The organism is Stenotrophomonas sp. NPDC077421 (assembly GCF_049545505.1).
GTDB classification, from domain to species: domain Bacteria; phylum Pseudomonadota; class Gammaproteobacteria; order Xanthomonadales; family Xanthomonadaceae; genus Stenotrophomonas; species Stenotrophomonas nematodicola.
The window spans coordinates 1-15,605 of the sequence record NZ_JBMWDP010000004.1 but is presented as its reverse complement, the minus strand read 5'-3'; the positions used below and the strand labels follow the sequence as shown (position 1 = coordinate 15,605).

Below are 15,605 nucleotides of genomic sequence, written 5' to 3'. Positions count from 1 at the left end.
CCGCGGTTACCAGCGCGGCGGCTTGGTCAGCGGCGGGGCCTGGTGCTGGCGGTCGTAGGCGCGCAGTTCGTCACGGATGTGGGCGACGCGCTGGCGGCCGAGCGTGGCGCGGCTGTCGTCGAGCACCACGCCGTCCAGCAGCTCGCCCATGCGCTGCACCGTGGGCAGCATCTTTTCCCATGCATCCAGCGCGGTCAGCGGCGCCGGCAGGGTCAGGAAGAAGGCGATGGCAGGGGTTTCCATCTCGCGGATGTTGGCCATGTCGAAGCTGCCCGGCTTCATGATGCTGGCCATCGAGAAGATCGGGCCGCGCTCGGGGTGGCCTTCGACCAAGCGGTGGAACACGTTCATGTGGCCGAAGACCAGGCCGGTCTTCTCCGCTGCAACCACGATGTCCTCGCCACGCAACTGCTCACCGGCACGCGCGGCCACGAACAGCGACACGATCTTGTCGAAGTCCTGGGTGGCACGCTTGCCCACGTCGCTGGCGGCCGGGGCATCGACCTCGGGCAGGCCCAGTTCCGGCTGGGTCACGCCGTCATCGGCGGGCACACCGGCGTCAGCGCCTGCAGGGTCACCTTCGCCCAGCACCGGCTCACGCCGCGCGCCGGCGGCCGTGTCGGTGCCTTCGATGCGGCGGCCCTGGACTTTCTTCTTCGGACGGCCAAACAGGAAGATCGCGGCGATCAACAGCAGGCCGGCGGCCAGGATGCCGATGCGGAGCATTGCCATGTCGGACATTCGAGGGGGTCTCCGGCTAAATCATTCAGGTACGCAAGGATGGCACGTCAGGCCGCGCCCGCCAATCGGGCCGCTTCCTCCAGGTCCACGCTGACCAGTCGGCTGACGCCCGGCTCGCGCATGGTGACACCGGACAACTGGTGCGCCGCCTCCATCGTGGCCTTGTTGTGGCTGACGAACAGGAACTGCACTTTTTCGCTCATCTCCTTGACCATGTTGGCCAGGCGACCGACGTTGGCTTCATCCAGCGGCGCGTCGACCTCGTCCAGCAGGCAGAACGGCGCCGGGTTGAGCTGGAAGATCGCAAATACCAGCGCCACCGCCGTCATCGCCTTCTCGCCGCCGGACAGCAGCGAGATGCTGGACACGCGCTTGCCCGGCGGGCGGGCCATGATCGTCACGCCCGTGTCGAGAAGGTCTTCACCGGTCAGTTCGAGGTAGGCATGCCCGCCACCGAACAGGCGCGGGTACAGCTGCTGCACGCCGGCATTGACCCGGTCGAAGGTGTCCTTGAAGCGGCCGCGGGTTTCGCGGTCGATCTTGCGGATCGCCTCTTCCAGGGTTTCCAGTGCGGTGGTCAGATCGGTGTTCTGTGCGTCCAGGTACTCCGAGCGCTGCGATGCCTCGCCGTACTCCTGGATCGCGGCAAGATTGACCGGCTCCAAACGGCGCATGCGGCCATCGATCTGGTGCACGGCCTGCTCCCAGTCGCTGGTGCGCGCCTCCTCGGGCAGGCTGTTGATCACGTCCTGCAGCACGAAGCCGGCCTTCTCGACCGAAGCCGACAACTGCTCGGCGCTCAGCACCAGCGCCTGCTGGTCGAGCTTGCGCTGGGAGATGCGTTCGCGCTGCGCCAGCGCCTGCTCATCGCGCTGATGACGGGTCTGCTCGAAATTGCGCAGCTCCGCATCGATGCCTTCCAGCATCGTACGCGCCTCACCCAGCACGCGATCGGCACGCACGCGCTCGCCCAGCGCATTCTGGTGCTCGGCCTCCAGCGCCTGCACCGGGGAGTCACCCTCGTCGAGCTGCGAATGCAGTTCACCCAGGCGTGTGTCCAGCTGGCCTCGCTGGCTGCTCATGCGCTCCAGCGCCTGGCTCAGCGAGGTGATCTGGGCGCGCTGGGATTCCAGCGTCAGCGCCAGCGAATGCGCGCTCTCACGGACGTTGCGCGCGGCTTCGCGGGCAAGGTCGCGGGCGTCGGTGAGCTGGCGGCGCTCGCCCTCCAGCGCCGCGCGTACCGATTCCAGATCGCCCATGCTGGTGACCGCGTCGTCGAGCCGGGCACGCGCTTCGCGCACCTGTTCGCGGCTGGCATCCAGGGTCTCAAGCAACTGCGACAGTTCGCCTTCGATGCGGTCGATACGGGTACGTGCCGCCTCCACCTTGCCCTGCTGGCTCTGCAGCTGGCCGCCCAGCTCGGACACGCTGCGGTGCGCCTGATACAACTGGCGCTGCGCCTCTTCGCGGTGCTGCTCGCCGGCCAGCAGCTGGTCGCGGAACCCCGCCAGGCGCTGCTCCAGCTCGGCTTCGCGCGCCTGCAGGGTGTCGATCTGCTCGCGCAGGGTCACAATCTCGCGTTCGCGCAGCAGCGCGCCCTGCTTGGCGGCGCCGGAGCGCGAGACCCGCACCCAGCCGTCGCCGAGGCGCTCGCCACTGCGGGTGATCACCGAATCGCCCTCGCCCAGCGTGGCCTGCAGGGCACGTGCCGCCGACAGATCCTCGGCCGCGTGCAGGCGGGCGAGCAGGCGACGGATCGCGGTGGGCCCCTGGACCTTGGCAGCCAGCGAGGTCGGCGCGACCTGCAACGCCTCCTGCGAGGCCGACACCAGGGCAAGACGGCCATCGCCGAGTTCGCCCAGCGCATCGACGAGCGCTTCGGGGTTCTCGACCAGGACGCCCTCGATCAGCTGGCCAAGCGCGCTCTCCACCGCGTTTTCCCAACCGCTCTCCACGGTGAGGCGTTCGCCCACGCGGGCCGCCGAATCCAGCCGCTGCGCGGCAAGCCACGCGACGGCCGCACCCTGCTCCTGGCCAAGCGCGGCCTGCTGCAGGGTTTCCAGCGATGACAGGCGACCGCGCGCGGCCTGCGCCTGCTTCCGGATCTCGGCCAGTTCGGTCTGCCCGCTGCGCTGGCGGTCCTGCAGACCGTCAACGACCTGCTTGCGCGCTTCAACCTGCTCAGTGAGGCCGTCGAGCGCCGCCTTCTGGGTCTCGTGCCGGAGCTGCAGGTCCTCGAAGGCCGCGGTCAGCGCGTCCAGGTCGAGGCTGCCGCGTTCGCTGGTCAGGGCTTCGCGGCGGCGGTCGGCCTCAAGGACCTGACGGTCGAGGTAGTCCACCCGCGTGCGTTCCACTTCGCCGGCGCGCGACGCTTCGGAGGTGTTGCGGGTATGCGCTTCCCAGCGCTGCTGCCAGTCGGCCAGACGGGCCTCGGCCTCGCGCAGGGCTTCCTGCTTGATCTCGTTCTCTTCGCGCAGGTGCTCCAGGCGCGGCTCGGCCTCGTCCACGGCCTCGCGCAGCACGAGCAGCTTGGCTTCATCGCCGCTGATGTGCTGGCCCAGTTCGGCCAGCGCCTGCTGCGCTTCATCGCGCGCCTTGTTCAGCCGCTGCGACAGTTCGCGCTGGTGCTGGATCTGCTGCTCGAGGCGGGCCAGTGTGCTGCCCACCTGGTAGACCTCGGCCTGCGCGGTGCTGAGGGCGTCAGCCGCCTCTTCCCGGCGCACGCGGCTGGTTTCGATGCGGGCCTCCGCATCGCGCTGCTCGGCAATGAACTGCTGCAGCCGCGTTTCTTCTTTGGACAGTGCATCGCGCAGGCTGCCGAGGCGACTCTCCAGGCCACGGTACTCCAGCGCCTTCCACTCGGCATCCTTGACCTTGCGCTCTTCCTGCAGCGCCTGGTACTGCTCGGCCTGGCGGGCCTGGCGTTTGAGGTGCTCGAGCTGCTTGCCGATTTCCTCGCGCAGATCGTTGAGGCGGTCAAGATTCTCGCGGGTGTGGCGGATGCGGGTTTCGGTTTCCTTGCGGCGCTCCTTGTACTTGGAGATGCCGGCGGCTTCTTCCAGGTACACGCGCAGATCTTCGGGCCGGGCTTCGATGATCTGGCTGATCATGCCCTGCTCGATGATCGAGTAGCTGCGCGGGCCCAGGCCGGTGCCGAGGAACAGGTCGGTGATGTCGCGACGGCGGCACTTGGTGCCGTTGAGGTAGTAGTTGCTGCTGCCATCGCGGCTGACGGTGCGCTTGACCGAGATCTCGTTGAACGACGCGTACTCACCGGAGATGGTGTGGTCGGTGTTGTCGAAGATCAGCTCGACGGTGGCCTGCGAGACGGGCTTGCGCGCCGAGGACCCGGAGAAGATCACGTCCGTCAGCGAATCGCCACGCAGGCGGCTGGCCGAGCTTTCGCCCATGACCCAGCGCACGGCGTCGATGATGTTGGATTTGCCACAGCCATTGGGGCCCACCACGCCGGTCATATTGGTCGGCAGGTGCAGCGTGGTCGGATCGACGAAGGACTTGAAGCCGGAGAGCTTGATCGTGGACAGACGCATGGCGTGGTTGGTTTCCGGGCAAGGGGCGGATGCGACCCGTGCCGTGGTGGATGTTGGAGCAGAATCCACCCTCAAGCCATTGATGTTGCAGGGATTCAATGGTCCCGAGGGCGACGCGATAGCCTGAGTATAACGGGGCGGCTGTTCCACGGGCGGGAGGGCCCCTTCTCCCCCGTGACGTGCAGACCCCAAAAACAAAAACGGGCGCCCTTGCGGGCACCCGTTTCAGCGACTCCAGCCTTGCGGCAGGGATCAGGCTTCGGCTTCCACCACCACCTTGACGGTGGTTTCGACGTCGGCGTGCAGGTGAATGGTCACCTCGTACTCGCCCACGTTGCGGAAGGCGCCTTCGCCCAGGATGACTTCGCTCTTTTCCAGCGCCAGGCCGTTCTTGGTGAAGGCTTCGGCGATGTCGCGCGGGCCGACCGAGCCGTACAGCTTGCCTTCGGTCGATGCGTTGGCGGCGATGGTGACGCTTGCGCCTTCCAGCTTGGCCTTGCGGGCTTCGGCGTCGGCGTGGATCGACTGGGCCTTGGCTTCGTAATCAGCGCGCTTGGCTTCGAACTCGGCAACGTTGGCCGGGGTCGCCGGAACGGCCTTGCCGGTCGGGACGAGGAAGTTGCGGCCGTAGCCCGGCTTCACGTCGACCAGATCGCCCAGACCGCCGAGGTTGGTGACCTTCTGGAGAAGAATCAGCTTCATGGTGTAGCTCCAAATATGTATTCGTTAGCGAGGCGTGGCCCCGCAGCGATGGCTGTCCGAATATCCGAACGGTGGACCGGAAACCGCCCGCGGCCTTGCGGCGCGGGCGGAAGGTCCACGAAAGCGGCGACCCGGGGGCCGCCCGCCTTCATCAGACGTCGTGGTTGTCGGTGTACGGGATCAGGGCCAGGAAACGGGCGCGCTTGACGGCCGTTGCCAGCTGGCGCTGGTACTTCGACTTGGTACCGGTGACGCGGCTCGGCACGATCTTGCCGTTCTCGGTCAGGTACTGGCGCAGGGTGTTGAGATCCTTGTAGTCGATCTCCTTGACACCTTCGGCCGTGAACTTGCAGAACTTGCGGCGACGGAAGAACTTGGACATGTCAGTGCTCCTTAAGCGGCCGAAGCGGCGTCTTCGCCGGCTTCGTTGTCAGCGGCGGGGGTGGTTTCACCTTCTTCATCGTCACGACGACGACGCTCGCCACGCTCGGGCTTGTCGCCCTTCTCGTCCTTGCTCTTCATGATCAGCGACTGCTCGGTGTCAGCTTCGTCACGCTTGATGACGAGGTTGCGGAGCACGGCGTCGTTGAAGCGGAAGCTCTCCACCAGCTCGCTCAGCACGGCCTGGTCGGCTTCGATGTTGAGCATGACGTAGTGGGCCTTCACCAGGTTCTGGATCGGGTAGGCCAGCTGACGACGGCCCCAGTCTTCCAGACGGTGGATGGTGCCGTTGCCGTTCTCGACCAGCGACTTGTAGCGCTCGATCATGGCCGGGACCTGTTCGCTCTGGTCCGGATGGACCAGGAACACGATTTCGTAATGACGACTCATGTTTTTCTACCTTTCGGATGTGGCCCCCGAGGGGCCGGACAGCCCCCCGCGGATGAATGCGGTGGGGCAAGGGTTCCTACGCAGATCGCAGGAAGCCGCCGATTATGCCCGGATGCCCGTTCCCGGGCAAGTTCTACCCGGTTGCCGGGCGTAGTGTCCGGTCGCCCGTTCATGCGCCTGAATGGCCGGGATCGTCTAGAGTTGGGCTTCCGCCGGCCCGACCGGCCTGATGTGTACCGTGACCGGATGCTGCTTCGGCCCCTGCTGCCCGATGGCGTTCTGCTGGCCAGTATGCCGCCCGCGTTGGCCGATCCCGGCCAACTCCTGCCGCCGGAGCGGGCCCAGGTGGCCCATGCCGTGGAGAAGCGCCAGCGCGAGTACGCGGCGGGTCGCCAGCTGTTCCGGCACCTGCTTGCCGACCGTGCCGAAGCCGCCGCACCGCTGGTCAACGACGCGGACCGGGTACCGGTCTGGCCGGATGGCATCGTGGGTGCCATCACCCATTGCGACACCCTCTGCGCGGTCGCGCTGGCCCGCAGCGCCGATACCGTCGGGTTGGGCATCGATGTCGAACCGGCCCGCCCGCTACCTGCGGACATCCACCGTCTTGTGCTGCGTGAGGCCGAATACGCGGCACTGGGCGAGCTGCCGACCGCCTGGCACGCGCTCGGCGCCACCCTGACCTTCTGCGCCAAGGAAGCGCTGTACAAGGCGCTGTACCCGACCACCCGGGAGTTCCTGGATTTCCAGCAGGTGGAGCTGCGCTGGCAAGGGGACCGCTTCAGCGCCCAGGTCGTCCCGGCCACCCACCCTGCCTATACATCGCAGCCGCTGGAAGGCCGCGTCGCCTGCGACGGCAACCATGTCGCCGCCGCAGTGCTGCTGGCGCGGCTACCCTGAGCGGCGGCACGTCGCCCCAGCTCCGCGCCGGCCGCGTCAGCGCCTGGACACCGCCAGCGCCCGCGCCTGCTCCACCATCGCCTCCTGCCCGGCACCGGACGCCGTCAGCAGATGCTCGGGCTGCACGCCGCCCACGCGGCGGTCGCCACTGGGGCGGAACAGCAGCCGGGTCGGCGCGAAGGCCCGGATGCGGGTGTTGGGCAGATCGAAGAAATAGATCTGGCCGGTCTGGTTGGCAAAACCGGCCGTCGGCTCACCGACCAGCGTACCGACCGCGCAGTCCTGCACTGCCGTCGCCATGACGATGCCGGCCGAGTAGGTGTACGGCCCGATCAGGAGGTAGACCTTGCCGGGGAACCGCTTCGTCTCCTTGGCCGGCGTCACCGTCGAATCGTAATCCACGTTGACCAGCTCGCCGGCCTTGCCCTTGGCGAACCAGCCACCGGCACTGGTGTCGTTGATCTTTTCGGTGATCCCGGACACCAGGCGGCACTCCTGCGCCGACAACCGCGACAGCAGCGTCTCGACGTTGTCGGTGGAGCCGCCCGGATTGTTGCGGATGTCCACCAGCAGATCTTTGACGCCGTCCTTGCGCGCGGTGGCAATGGCGTCATCGATGCTGCTGCGGAAGTCGCCCTGGTCGCCGCCGAAATAGGACACTTCGAGGTAGCCCACGTCCTGCTCGAGGGTCCGATAGGCCACGTTGCTGCCCCCGGCATCCTCCTGTTTCTCCACGCCCGCCTCGAACGCGGTGGCCGACAGTGCGGGGACCTGGGTCTCGACCTCACCGGTGGCCGACTGGTAACGCACGGTTGCCGGACCATCGACGTCGTAATAGTGCCAGAGCAGCGTCGAGAACTCGCGCGCGGCGATCTGCTCGCGCAGCAGCTGGCTTTCACCGCGCGTATAGCGCGCCATCGTCGCGAGCATCTCCTGCGCCGGAACCCCGTTGATGGCCAGCAGGCGGGTGCCCGCCGCCAGCGGCGTGGTTGGCGAGAAATCGTGTTTGACGTACAGCGCCCCATCGCGGCTGGTCACCGTCATCGGAAATACGGTGCCACCGCCCGCGCTGAAACGGTTGAATTCCGGGTAGGGATAGAACACTCCGGCGTGGCCGTCACGGAAGGCCTCTGTCGCTGTGCCGACCAGCCGCTGGAACGCGCGACGGTCCATGCCCTCGCGCACCTGGCCACGCAACGCAAGGCGCAGCGTCTCGCGCTCGGCCGATGGCAACCGTGCGTCCAGGTCGGGATGCAGTTCGGCCACGCGCTTGAAAAGGTAATCGACATCCTGCTGCAGCTGCGGTGCGGTGAAGGTCGCATCCATCAACGCGGGGTCGTCCAGATCGGCGTACACCTTCTGATGGTCTCCATGACAGGCCGTGGCAGACAGCATCATCGCGACACTGGCGCATCTCGCAAAACGTTTCAGCATTTCAACACCCCACGTTCGTTGCCGCCCCGGCAACCCGGGCCGGTGGCGGGGCGACCCTGTCGCCCCGCCCCTCTGCATCACTCGTAGCGCAGCGAGTTGACCGGCCGTGCCTTGGCCGCCGCATACGCCTGCGTGAACACGGTCAGCCAGGCCACCGTGAAGGTCACCAGCGCCGCGATGGCGAAGAACACCACATTCATGTCGATGCGGTATTCGAAGCCGTTGAGCCAGTCCCGCATGACCATGTAGGCGATCGGCCAGCCGATCACGTTGGCCAGCAGCACCAGCCAGCTGTACTCCTTGATGAACAGCATCACGATGCTGACATTGCTGGCGCCCAGCACCTTGCGGATACCGATTTCCTTGGTCCGCCGCTCGGTGGAATAGGACACCAGCCCGTACAGACCGAACACCGCGATCACGATGGTCAGGCCCGCCAGCCAGGTGAATACCTTGGCCTGGCGCTTCTCAAGGTGGTACATGGCGTCGAAGCGCACATCGAGGAACTGCGCCTCCATCGGCTCACCGGCAGCGAAGCGGTCCCACACCGTGTTGATGTGCTTGAGCGCGCCATCGATGTTGGCTGCATCCACCTTGATGGACACCTTGCGGAAGGTGTCCGGCGAGACCACGAACACCGCCGGGCGGCTCTTCTGGCGCATCGAGGTGAAGTGCATCTCGTTGGCGACGCCGATCACGGTGGTCTTGATCAGCGGCCGCTGCGGGTCCTCGCTGAGCTGGATGTCCACGGTCTTGCCGATCGCATCCTCCGGTGACCAGCCCTGCGCCTTGACGAAGGACTCGTTCACCACCAGCTTGGCCTGGGTCACCGGGTTTTCCTCGGTGGGCACGATGATGCGCTCGCCGGACCGCTCGCGGGCGAACGGCCGCCCTGCCGCGAAGGCCACCTCATACGTGGAGAAGAAGTCCTCCTCGACGGACAGGTAGTAGTACATCGCGTACTCGGCCCCGTCGATCTGCAGCGCCATCATGTCGCCGAGGTGCTCGGTCGGGATGCGGCTGGAACCGGCCACCGACCGCACCGACGGGTCGGACAGCAACTGCTGCCGGAACGCGTCGTACTGGCCCGCAACCCGCGCCGGCAGGGTCAGCGTGACCACCTGCTCCTTGTTGTAGCCAAGGCGTTCGGCTTCGGCAAAGCGCATCTGCGCGAGCACCACCACGGTAGCCACCACCAGCACCGCCGACACGCAGAACTGGAAGGTCACCAGCGACTTGCGGAACAGCGCGCCGGCGCGGCCGCGGGTGACATCGCCCTTGAGCACCTTGGCCGGCTCGAAGGCGGACAGGTACAACGCGGGGTAGCTGCCCGACAACAGCGCCACGATCACGGCCACCAGCAGCAGCCCGCCCAGCAGCAGCGGATCGCTGAACAGGGTGAAGTGCAGATCGCGCCCCAGCACACCGCCAAAGGACGGAATCAACACCATCGCCAGCAGCGCCGAGATCACGAAGGCGACCAGGGTCAAGGCCATCGCCTCGATCATGAACTGCGCCACCAGCTGGCCCCGCGTGGCGCCGAGCACCTTGCGGATGCCCACTTCCTTGGCACGGCGGCTGGAACGGGCGGTGGCCAGGTTCATGAAGTTGACCGCCGCCACCAACAGCATGACCAGCGCAATGGCGACATACACGTAGACCGTGTTGATGTCCCCGTTGATCTTCATCTCGTTGTCCGACGGCGGCGCACGCAGATGGATGTCATCCACGCGGACCAGCAGCGGGGTGAGCACCTCATGCACGTCCTGGAAGCGCTTGAACAGCACCTGCAGATCGGACATCACCTGTTCACGGCTGCGCCCTTCTTCGACCCGGATGTACGTGTAGGCCCGTGCATCGGCCAGCGTGTCCAGGATCTTGGCCGTGTACAGCGTCTTCAGCGTATCGATGGAGACCAGCAGGCGATAGTTGAGGTGGGTGGTGGCCGGCAGATTCTCGACGACGGCCGACACGACCACGTCCACCTTGTTGGTGCCTTCCAGGGTCAGGCGCTTGCCCACGGCGTCGGCCGTACCGAAGTACTTCTCGGCCGCTTCACGGGTCAGTACCACCTTGCCGGGCTGATCGAGTGCCGTGGTGGCGCTCCCTTCGATGAACTCGGCCGGGAACATCGAGAACACATTGGGATCGGCGAAGTACACATCGTCCTGGTTGAAGACCGCCTCGTCGCGGATCACCCGGAACTGATTGCCCTGCAGGGAGTACATGCGGACCACCGCCTCGATACCGGCGACGTTGTCCTTCACGTAGGGCGCGGCGGCAGGGGCCAGCTTGGCGGTGGTCACATGGACCCCGTTCTCCAGCACCTGGAAGCCGACACGGTAGGTGCGCTCGTAGTGCGGAATGCTCCGGTCGTAGCTCAGCTCATGGCGGACGAACGTCGCCACCAGCATGGCGCAGGTCAGCCCCACCACCAGTCCGGCGAGGATGATGCCGGTGTACAGCTTGTTGTGCGTGATGTTGCGCCAGGCGATCAGCAGATAGTTCTTGAACATCTCATGCCTCGCTCGCTTCGGTCTGGCGGACGACCGGCGCTGCCGGGGCAGCTTCGATGCGATGGTCGCTGACCATAGTGCCGTCGACCATCTCGATCATGCGGTTGGCATAGGTGGCGTGCTCGCGCGAGTGGGTCACCATCAGGATGGTGGCGCCGTCGGCGTTGAGCGAACGCAGCAGGTTCATCACCTCTTCGCCGTTCTTGGAGTCCAGGTTGCCGGTCGGTTCGTCGGCCAGCAGCAGCTTGGGGCGGGTCACCACGGCTCGGGCAATGGCCACGCGCTGCTGCTGGCCGCCGGACAGCTGCTGCGGCATGTGGTCCTTGCGCGGCAGGATCGCCATGCGCGTCAGGGCTTCCTCGACACGCTGGCGACGCTCTGCGGCGGCCACCCCCTGGTAGACCAGCGGCAGCTCGACGTTGTCCCACACCGACAGTTCATCGATCAGGTTGAAGCTCTGGAAGATGAACCCGAGATTGGTCTTGCGCAGATTCGCCAGGCGCGCTTCGGTCATCGACATGATGTCCTCGCCCATGAACTCGAACCTGCCCGATGTGGGTCGGTCAAGCATGCCAACCGCGTTGAGCAGGGTCGACTTGCCGCAACCGGACGGCCCCATGACCGCAACGAAATCGCCCGGGGCGATGTTCAGGTCGATGCTGTTCAGCGCAGTGGTTTCGACTTCGCTGGCGATGTACTTCTTGGTTACCTGGTGAAGCTGCAACATCCTGACCCCCTCAATTGTCCGTATTGAATTCGAGCTTGGTTACGTTGACCAGGTGCCCGTAGCTGGACACCACCACCGATTCCTTCTCCTTGAGCCCCTCAAGCACTTCAAAGTGATTCACATTCTTGCGGCCCAGCTTGATCTCGCGACGCTGCGCGGTCTTTCCCGACGGATCCAGCACGAATGCCCAACTGCCGCCGGTGTCCTGGAAGAACCCCCCACGCGCCAGCATCAGGCGCTGGCTCGGCTCGCTCAGCTGCAGGTTGACCTGGAACGTCTGCCCGCGGGTCACATCCGCCGGTGGCGTTGCCTTGAAGCGGAAGTCGATCTTGACCTGCCCATCGACCACCTCGGAGTACACCTTGTCGATGATCAGATCGAACGGCTTTCCACCGATCTGGCAGCTGGCCAGCTGACCGGCCTGCAGGCGGCCGATATAGAACTCATCGACCAGCGCGGTGACCTTGATGGCCGTCAGCACATCGACCTGCCCCAGCCGCTGCCCCTTCGCCTTCGACTCGCCCACCTCGGCGGTCAGCATGGTCAGGTGGCCGGTGACCGGGGCGCGGACGGCAAGGTTCTCCAGGTTCTTGCGCGCCACCGCCAGATTGGCCTGGAGATGCTTGAGGTTGTCCTCAAGCTGGCTCATCTGCGCCTGGCGCATGCGCGTTTCCTGCTTCTGCGATTCCACAATGATTTCGCGCGACAGCGTCTGGTACTGGAACTCCTCCGCCATCCGGCGGTAGTCCTCTTCGGAGATCAGCTTCTGCAGCGACAGCTCGCGCCGTCGTTCCAGCATTGGCTTCATCTCCGCCAGCCGATAATCCGACTGTACGAGCTGCTGCTTGAGCAGCAGGCGATTCTGCTCGAATGCCAACTGGGTATTGCGCAGGTTGTTGAGCTGTTCGCTGATCTGCGCTTCGCGCGTGATCGCATCCAGCTGCAGCTGGTTGTTGGTCAGGGTCAGGATCAGATCCCCGGCCTTGACCGGGTTGCCCTCCTTGATGTGCACGGCATCCACCCGCCCGCCTTCCTCGGTATCGAGGTAGATGGTGTCCACCGGCATCACCTGGCCACGCAGCGGGAGGTACTCGGCGAACGCACCGGTCTTCACCTGGCTGATGGTCAGCTTGCCCCGGTCGACGTTGGCCGAACTGGTGCTGGCGGCCGACAGCACGCCATAGGCGATGGCGACAGCCGCCACGCCCGCCGCCGCGATGGCGATCCGGGTCTTCTTACGATTTGGCGCCTCGATCTTACGGTCCATGTCAACACACTTGTCCGAAGTACGACGTCAGGAAACGGCTTCCATTGCCTTGCGAAGCGAGAGCGGACGCATATCCGTCCAGACTTCCTTGATGTGCTCCAGGCACTCGGCCTTGGTGCCGTGCTTGCCGGCGTCGGTCCAGCCCAGCGGAATATCCTTGTGCTCGGGCCAGATGGAGTACTGCTCTTCGTGGTTCACGACCACGACGTAGGTCAGGCTGTCTTCATACTCTGTGTTCATTGCTTGCTCTCCTAGATCACAACGTCACTGTCACTTCCGGCCTATCCGTGCCGGGGGGGTCAACCGCCTTCGTTCGCCACCACCTGCGGCTGTGCCGGGGCGGATGGCTGGCGGATGTTCGACTTGGTCAGGTGGCTGAGCTGCTGCACGCCACGATTGCGCATGGCGACCTGGGCGACCACGACGACCACCAGGCCCATCACGATGAACAGCAACGCCATGCCACGCGACGGGCCGGCACCAAGCAGCGGGGCGAGCGTGCGCGACAGTCCGCTGTCGGTGCGCATCAACGGCTCGAACACGTACTCGGCGAGGAACGGCGACAGCACCATGCCCAACGGCATGAAGAGCGTCGAAATCACCTGGCGGAAGGCGAACACCCGCCCCTGCATGTCCTCGGGAATGCTGCGCTGCCAGATCACCTGCGAGCAGGAGGTGATGATCGGCACGCAGAAGGAGAACAGGACTGCAGCCGCGCCGATCAGCCATACCGAGCCTGTCGCACCGCAGAGGATGATCGCGCAGCCCGCCAGGAACATGAACCGGGTGACGCCGTCGATGTGCCGCTGCGGGCCGCCCCATGTCGCCATCACGATGGCGCCGGTCAATCCACCGATCCCGCCGGCGGTCATCAATAGTCCCAGCGTGGTGGCATCGGACAGGGTCAGCACCAGAGGCCGGAACAGAACCTGGACAAAACCGATGGAGAAGCTGCTGATCGCGAAGAAGTACAGCAGTGACAGCAGTCCGGGCTGTGCGCGCAGGTAGCCCCACGCATCGACGATCTGGTTACGGATGCCCGCCAGACCCGGCCGCGCGCCAACGCCGGTGCTGGCCGGTATCGACGGGAAGCGCACCAGCAGCAGCGTGACCAGCGCGATGCCGAACGAGGCGAAGTCGATCAGCATGATGTTCTTCAGGCCGATCCACTGCATCAGCAGCGCCGCGCCCAGCGGGACCATCACCGCCGATCCGTGAATGCTCAGCTGCACCAGGCCGTTGGCCATGCCCAGCTTCTCGCGCGGCACGAACTGGACGACACAGGCCGCATACGCAAGCTGCTGGAAGGTGGTCAACGCGCACGACAGCAGCACCGCGATGTAGATGTGCCACACCTGCAGCTGATCGTTGAGCAGCAGGGTGAACAGCACCAGCGCAACCACCATGTCGCACAGATCGGACACCAGCATCACGGTGCGCCGGTTGAACCGGTCGACGATCACGCCTGCCAGTGGCGACAGCAGCACGCCGGGAACGATCTGCAATGCGATCGAGAGGCCGAACAGCAGCGCCGATCCAGTGCGCTGGAATATCCATACACCCAGCGCGAAACTGCTCAACTGGGTACCAACGACGGAGATGGTCTGCCCCGACCATACGACCAGAAATCTTCTCAATCCTGCCGACATTCGATAGTGCCTCCTCCTGAAGCGCTACTGCGGTCAATACGGGAACTGATCTGAAGCGCTCGACGGGCCCCCAGCGTCATGCGGTTGCAGACGCCGCATCCGCACAGGCCTCTGCAACGGCGGGATGGTCGATGACCGAGAAATGATCGGCGCGGACCTGCATGACACGCGATCCCACGGGATCGACCAAACGCCCAGCCATCGTCGTCTGGAGATCCATGTCCATGGTCTCCGCCGTTCTTTCCGCGATGATGCGTAGATGGAAATCCGGTTGGATGCTTCCGTCCGTACGCTGATCCAGGACCGCCAGCAGATTGGCTGCGGCCAGTGCCCTGAATCTCCCCTTCATGGCGTCCAGAATGCCGTCGTGACTGAAGCCGATGGCTTCATCGAGTACGTCCATTACCCCCTTGTCATCAGTGATCGACTCTAGCACCCATTTCCAGGGCTGTCCATTGATCCAGTTGCTCACAAAATCACGTGTTTTCTGCCCGGCCCAGACCGTGTCGATGGTCACCAGAAGGGACGCTCTTTCCCCTTGTTTTTCCAGCTCCCGGATCATTTCGATGGCGATGAGTCCGCCCAGCGACCAGCCCATCAGACGGTAGGGTCCGTGCGGCTGGATCATGCGCATCTGCCGCACGTATTTCTGCGCCAGTACATCGATCGGAATCAGCTCGACGGGCGCGTCGCCGATATTCTCCGGGCGCTGGATCGCGTGCACGCTCAACCTGCCGTCCAGCGCGTCGGCCAATGTGCGGTAGCGCCCGATGTCGCCGGCCGCGGCGTGGATCGCGAACACCGCCGGAAGCGCCTGGGTGCGATTGAGGGGCACCACCATCGTGGACGACGCAGGGGTCTGCATCGCGCTGGCGAAGCCGCGGATCGTGGGCGCGCGATACACCAGCGACAACGGCAGGCTCACCCCAAACGCCTCGCGCACGCGCGACATCAGCTGCACCGCCAGCAGCGAGTGGCCGCCGCTGTGGAAGAAGTTGGCGGTCACCCCGATCTGCGGCTGCTCCAGCAGCTGTCCCCAGATCGCCTGCAACTGCTGCTCCAGCGGACCGTCGGCAGCGACCACTTCCTCGGCCACCGCCTCCAGCAGCGGCAGCGCCTTGCGGTCCACCTTGCCGTTGGGGGTCAGCGGCAGGGCGTCGAGCACGCACAGCCGGGCCGGCACCATGTACGCCGGCAGTCGCGTGGCCAGCTGCTCGCGCAGCGCCTCGGCCTGCACGGCGTCACCGGCCACATACCCATCCAGGCGATAGCCACCGGCCGCATCGG

At 65.5% G+C, this 15,605-nt stretch carries 13 protein-coding genes; 1 reads left to right on the top strand and 12 read right to left on the bottom strand.

Annotation, left to right across the window (positions count from 1 at the left end):
* Positions 1–6: 6 nt before the first annotated feature.
* From zipA to rpsF, 5 genes are all read right to left on the bottom strand, one after another.
* A complete protein-coding gene (gene zipA, locus ACPEH1_RS03295) occupies positions 7–741 on the bottom strand; it encodes a cell division protein ZipA (RefSeq protein ID WP_136007144.1) in 735 nt (244 codons plus the stop codon).
* Positions 742–788: 47 nt separating this feature from the next.
* Complete coding sequence (smc, locus tag ACPEH1_RS03290) at positions 789–4,292, bottom strand: chromosome segregation protein SMC (RefSeq protein ID WP_423715226.1); 3,504 nt, start codon at positions 4,290–4,292, stop codon at positions 789–791.
* 252 nt (positions 4,293–4,544) lie between these two features.
* Complete coding sequence (gene rplI, locus ACPEH1_RS03285) at positions 4,545–4,994, bottom strand: 50S ribosomal protein L9 (RefSeq protein ID WP_017355347.1); 450 nt, start codon at positions 4,992–4,994, stop codon at positions 4,545–4,547.
* Between the two features lie 151 nt (positions 4,995–5,145).
* Positions 5,146–5,376 (bottom strand): 30S ribosomal protein S18, encoded by a 231-nt coding sequence (gene rpsR, locus ACPEH1_RS03280; protein WP_002804494.1) that lies wholly within the window; start codon positions 5,374–5,376, stop codon positions 5,146–5,148.
* Positions 5,377–5,387: 11 nt separating this feature from the next.
* Positions 5,388–5,825, bottom strand: coding sequence for a 30S ribosomal protein S6 (gene rpsF, locus ACPEH1_RS03275; RefSeq protein WP_017355346.1), 438 nt, complete (start codon positions 5,823–5,825; stop codon positions 5,388–5,390).
* Positions 5,826–6,071: 246 nt separating this feature from the next.
* Here rpsF and ACPEH1_RS03270 point away from each other — a divergent pair, with 246 nt between their 5' ends.
* Complete coding sequence (locus ACPEH1_RS03270; protein WP_166473172.1) at positions 6,072–6,725, top strand: 4'-phosphopantetheinyl transferase family protein; 654 nt, start codon at positions 6,072–6,074, stop codon at positions 6,723–6,725.
* 36 nt (positions 6,726–6,761) lie between these two features.
* Here the strand turns inward: ACPEH1_RS03270 and ACPEH1_RS03265 are convergent, their stop codons facing one another.
* The 7 genes from ACPEH1_RS03265 to ACPEH1_RS03235 all read right to left on the bottom strand — a co-directional run bounded on the left by ACPEH1_RS03265 (position 6,762) and on the right by ACPEH1_RS03235 (position 15,555).
* Entirely contained in the window at positions 6,762–8,081 is a 1,320-nt protein-coding gene (locus ACPEH1_RS03265; protein ID WP_192813859.1) for a S41 family peptidase, read from the bottom strand.
* Between the two features lie 155 nt (positions 8,082–8,236).
* On the bottom strand, positions 8,237–10,675 hold the full coding sequence (locus ACPEH1_RS03260) for an ABC transporter permease (protein ID WP_017355343.1): 2,439 nt from the start codon (positions 10,673–10,675) through the stop codon (positions 8,237–8,239).
* Between the two features lies 1 nt (position 10,676).
* Positions 10,677–11,402, bottom strand: coding sequence for an ABC transporter ATP-binding protein (locus ACPEH1_RS03255; RefSeq protein ID WP_017355342.1), 726 nt, complete (start codon positions 11,400–11,402; stop codon positions 10,677–10,679).
* Positions 11,403–11,412: 10 nt separating this feature from the next.
* The gene (locus tag ACPEH1_RS03250) at positions 11,413–12,669 is read right to left on the bottom strand and encodes an efflux RND transporter periplasmic adaptor subunit (protein WP_017355341.1); all 1,257 of its coding nucleotides are present in this window, start codon (positions 12,667–12,669) and stop codon (positions 11,413–11,415) included.
* 27 nt (positions 12,670–12,696) lie between these two features.
* Complete coding sequence (locus ACPEH1_RS03245; RefSeq protein ID WP_017355340.1) at positions 12,697–12,909, bottom strand: MbtH family protein; 213 nt, start codon at positions 12,907–12,909, stop codon at positions 12,697–12,699.
* A gap of 59 nt (positions 12,910–12,968) precedes the next feature.
* Positions 12,969–14,318: an MFS transporter gene (locus tag ACPEH1_RS03240; protein WP_136007135.1), complete on the bottom strand. Its 1,350-nt coding sequence runs from the start codon at positions 14,316–14,318 to the stop codon at positions 12,969–12,971.
* 76 nt (positions 14,319–14,394) lie between these two features.
* Positions 14,395–15,555 (bottom strand): thioesterase domain-containing protein, encoded by a 1,161-nt coding sequence (locus ACPEH1_RS03235; protein WP_423715224.1) that lies wholly within the window; start codon positions 15,553–15,555, stop codon positions 14,395–14,397.
* Positions 15,556–15,605: the final 50 nt, after the last annotated feature.

Coding starts and splice junctions, on each gene's coding strand:
- rplI (WP_017355347.1), bottom strand. CDS start 4,994: ATGAAGCTGATTCTTCTCCAGAAGGTCACCAACCTCGGCGGTCTGGGC.
- ACPEH1_RS03245 (WP_017355340.1), bottom strand. CDS start 12,909: ATGAACACAGAGTATGAAGACAGCCTGACCTACGTCGTGGTCGTGAAC.
- ACPEH1_RS03260 (WP_017355343.1), bottom strand. CDS start 10,675: ATGTTCAAGAACTATCTGCTGATCGCCTGGCGCAACATCACGCACAAC.
- ACPEH1_RS03250 (WP_017355341.1), bottom strand. CDS start 12,669: ATGGACCGTAAGATCGAGGCGCCAAATCGTAAGAAGACCCGGATCGCC.
- ACPEH1_RS03270 (WP_166473172.1), top strand. CDS start 6,072: ATGCTGCTTCGGCCCCTGCTGCCCGATGGCGTTCTGCTGGCCAGTATG.
- smc (WP_423715226.1), bottom strand. CDS start 4,292: ATGCGTCTGTCCACGATCAAGCTCTCCGGCTTCAAGTCCTTCGTCGAT.
- zipA (WP_136007144.1), bottom strand. CDS start 741: ATGTCCGACATGGCAATGCTCCGCATCGGCATCCTGGCCGCCGGCCTG.
- rpsF (WP_017355346.1), bottom strand. CDS start 5,825: ATGAGTCGTCATTACGAAATCGTGTTCCTGGTCCATCCGGACCAGAGC.
- ACPEH1_RS03240 (WP_136007135.1), bottom strand. CDS start 14,318: ATGTCGGCAGGATTGAGAAGATTTCTGGTCGTATGGTCGGGGCAGACC.
- rpsR (WP_002804494.1), bottom strand. CDS start 5,376: ATGTCCAAGTTCTTCCGTCGCCGCAAGTTCTGCAAGTTCACGGCCGAA.
- ACPEH1_RS03255 (WP_017355342.1), bottom strand. CDS start 11,402: ATGTTGCAGCTTCACCAGGTAACCAAGAAGTACATCGCCAGCGAAGTC.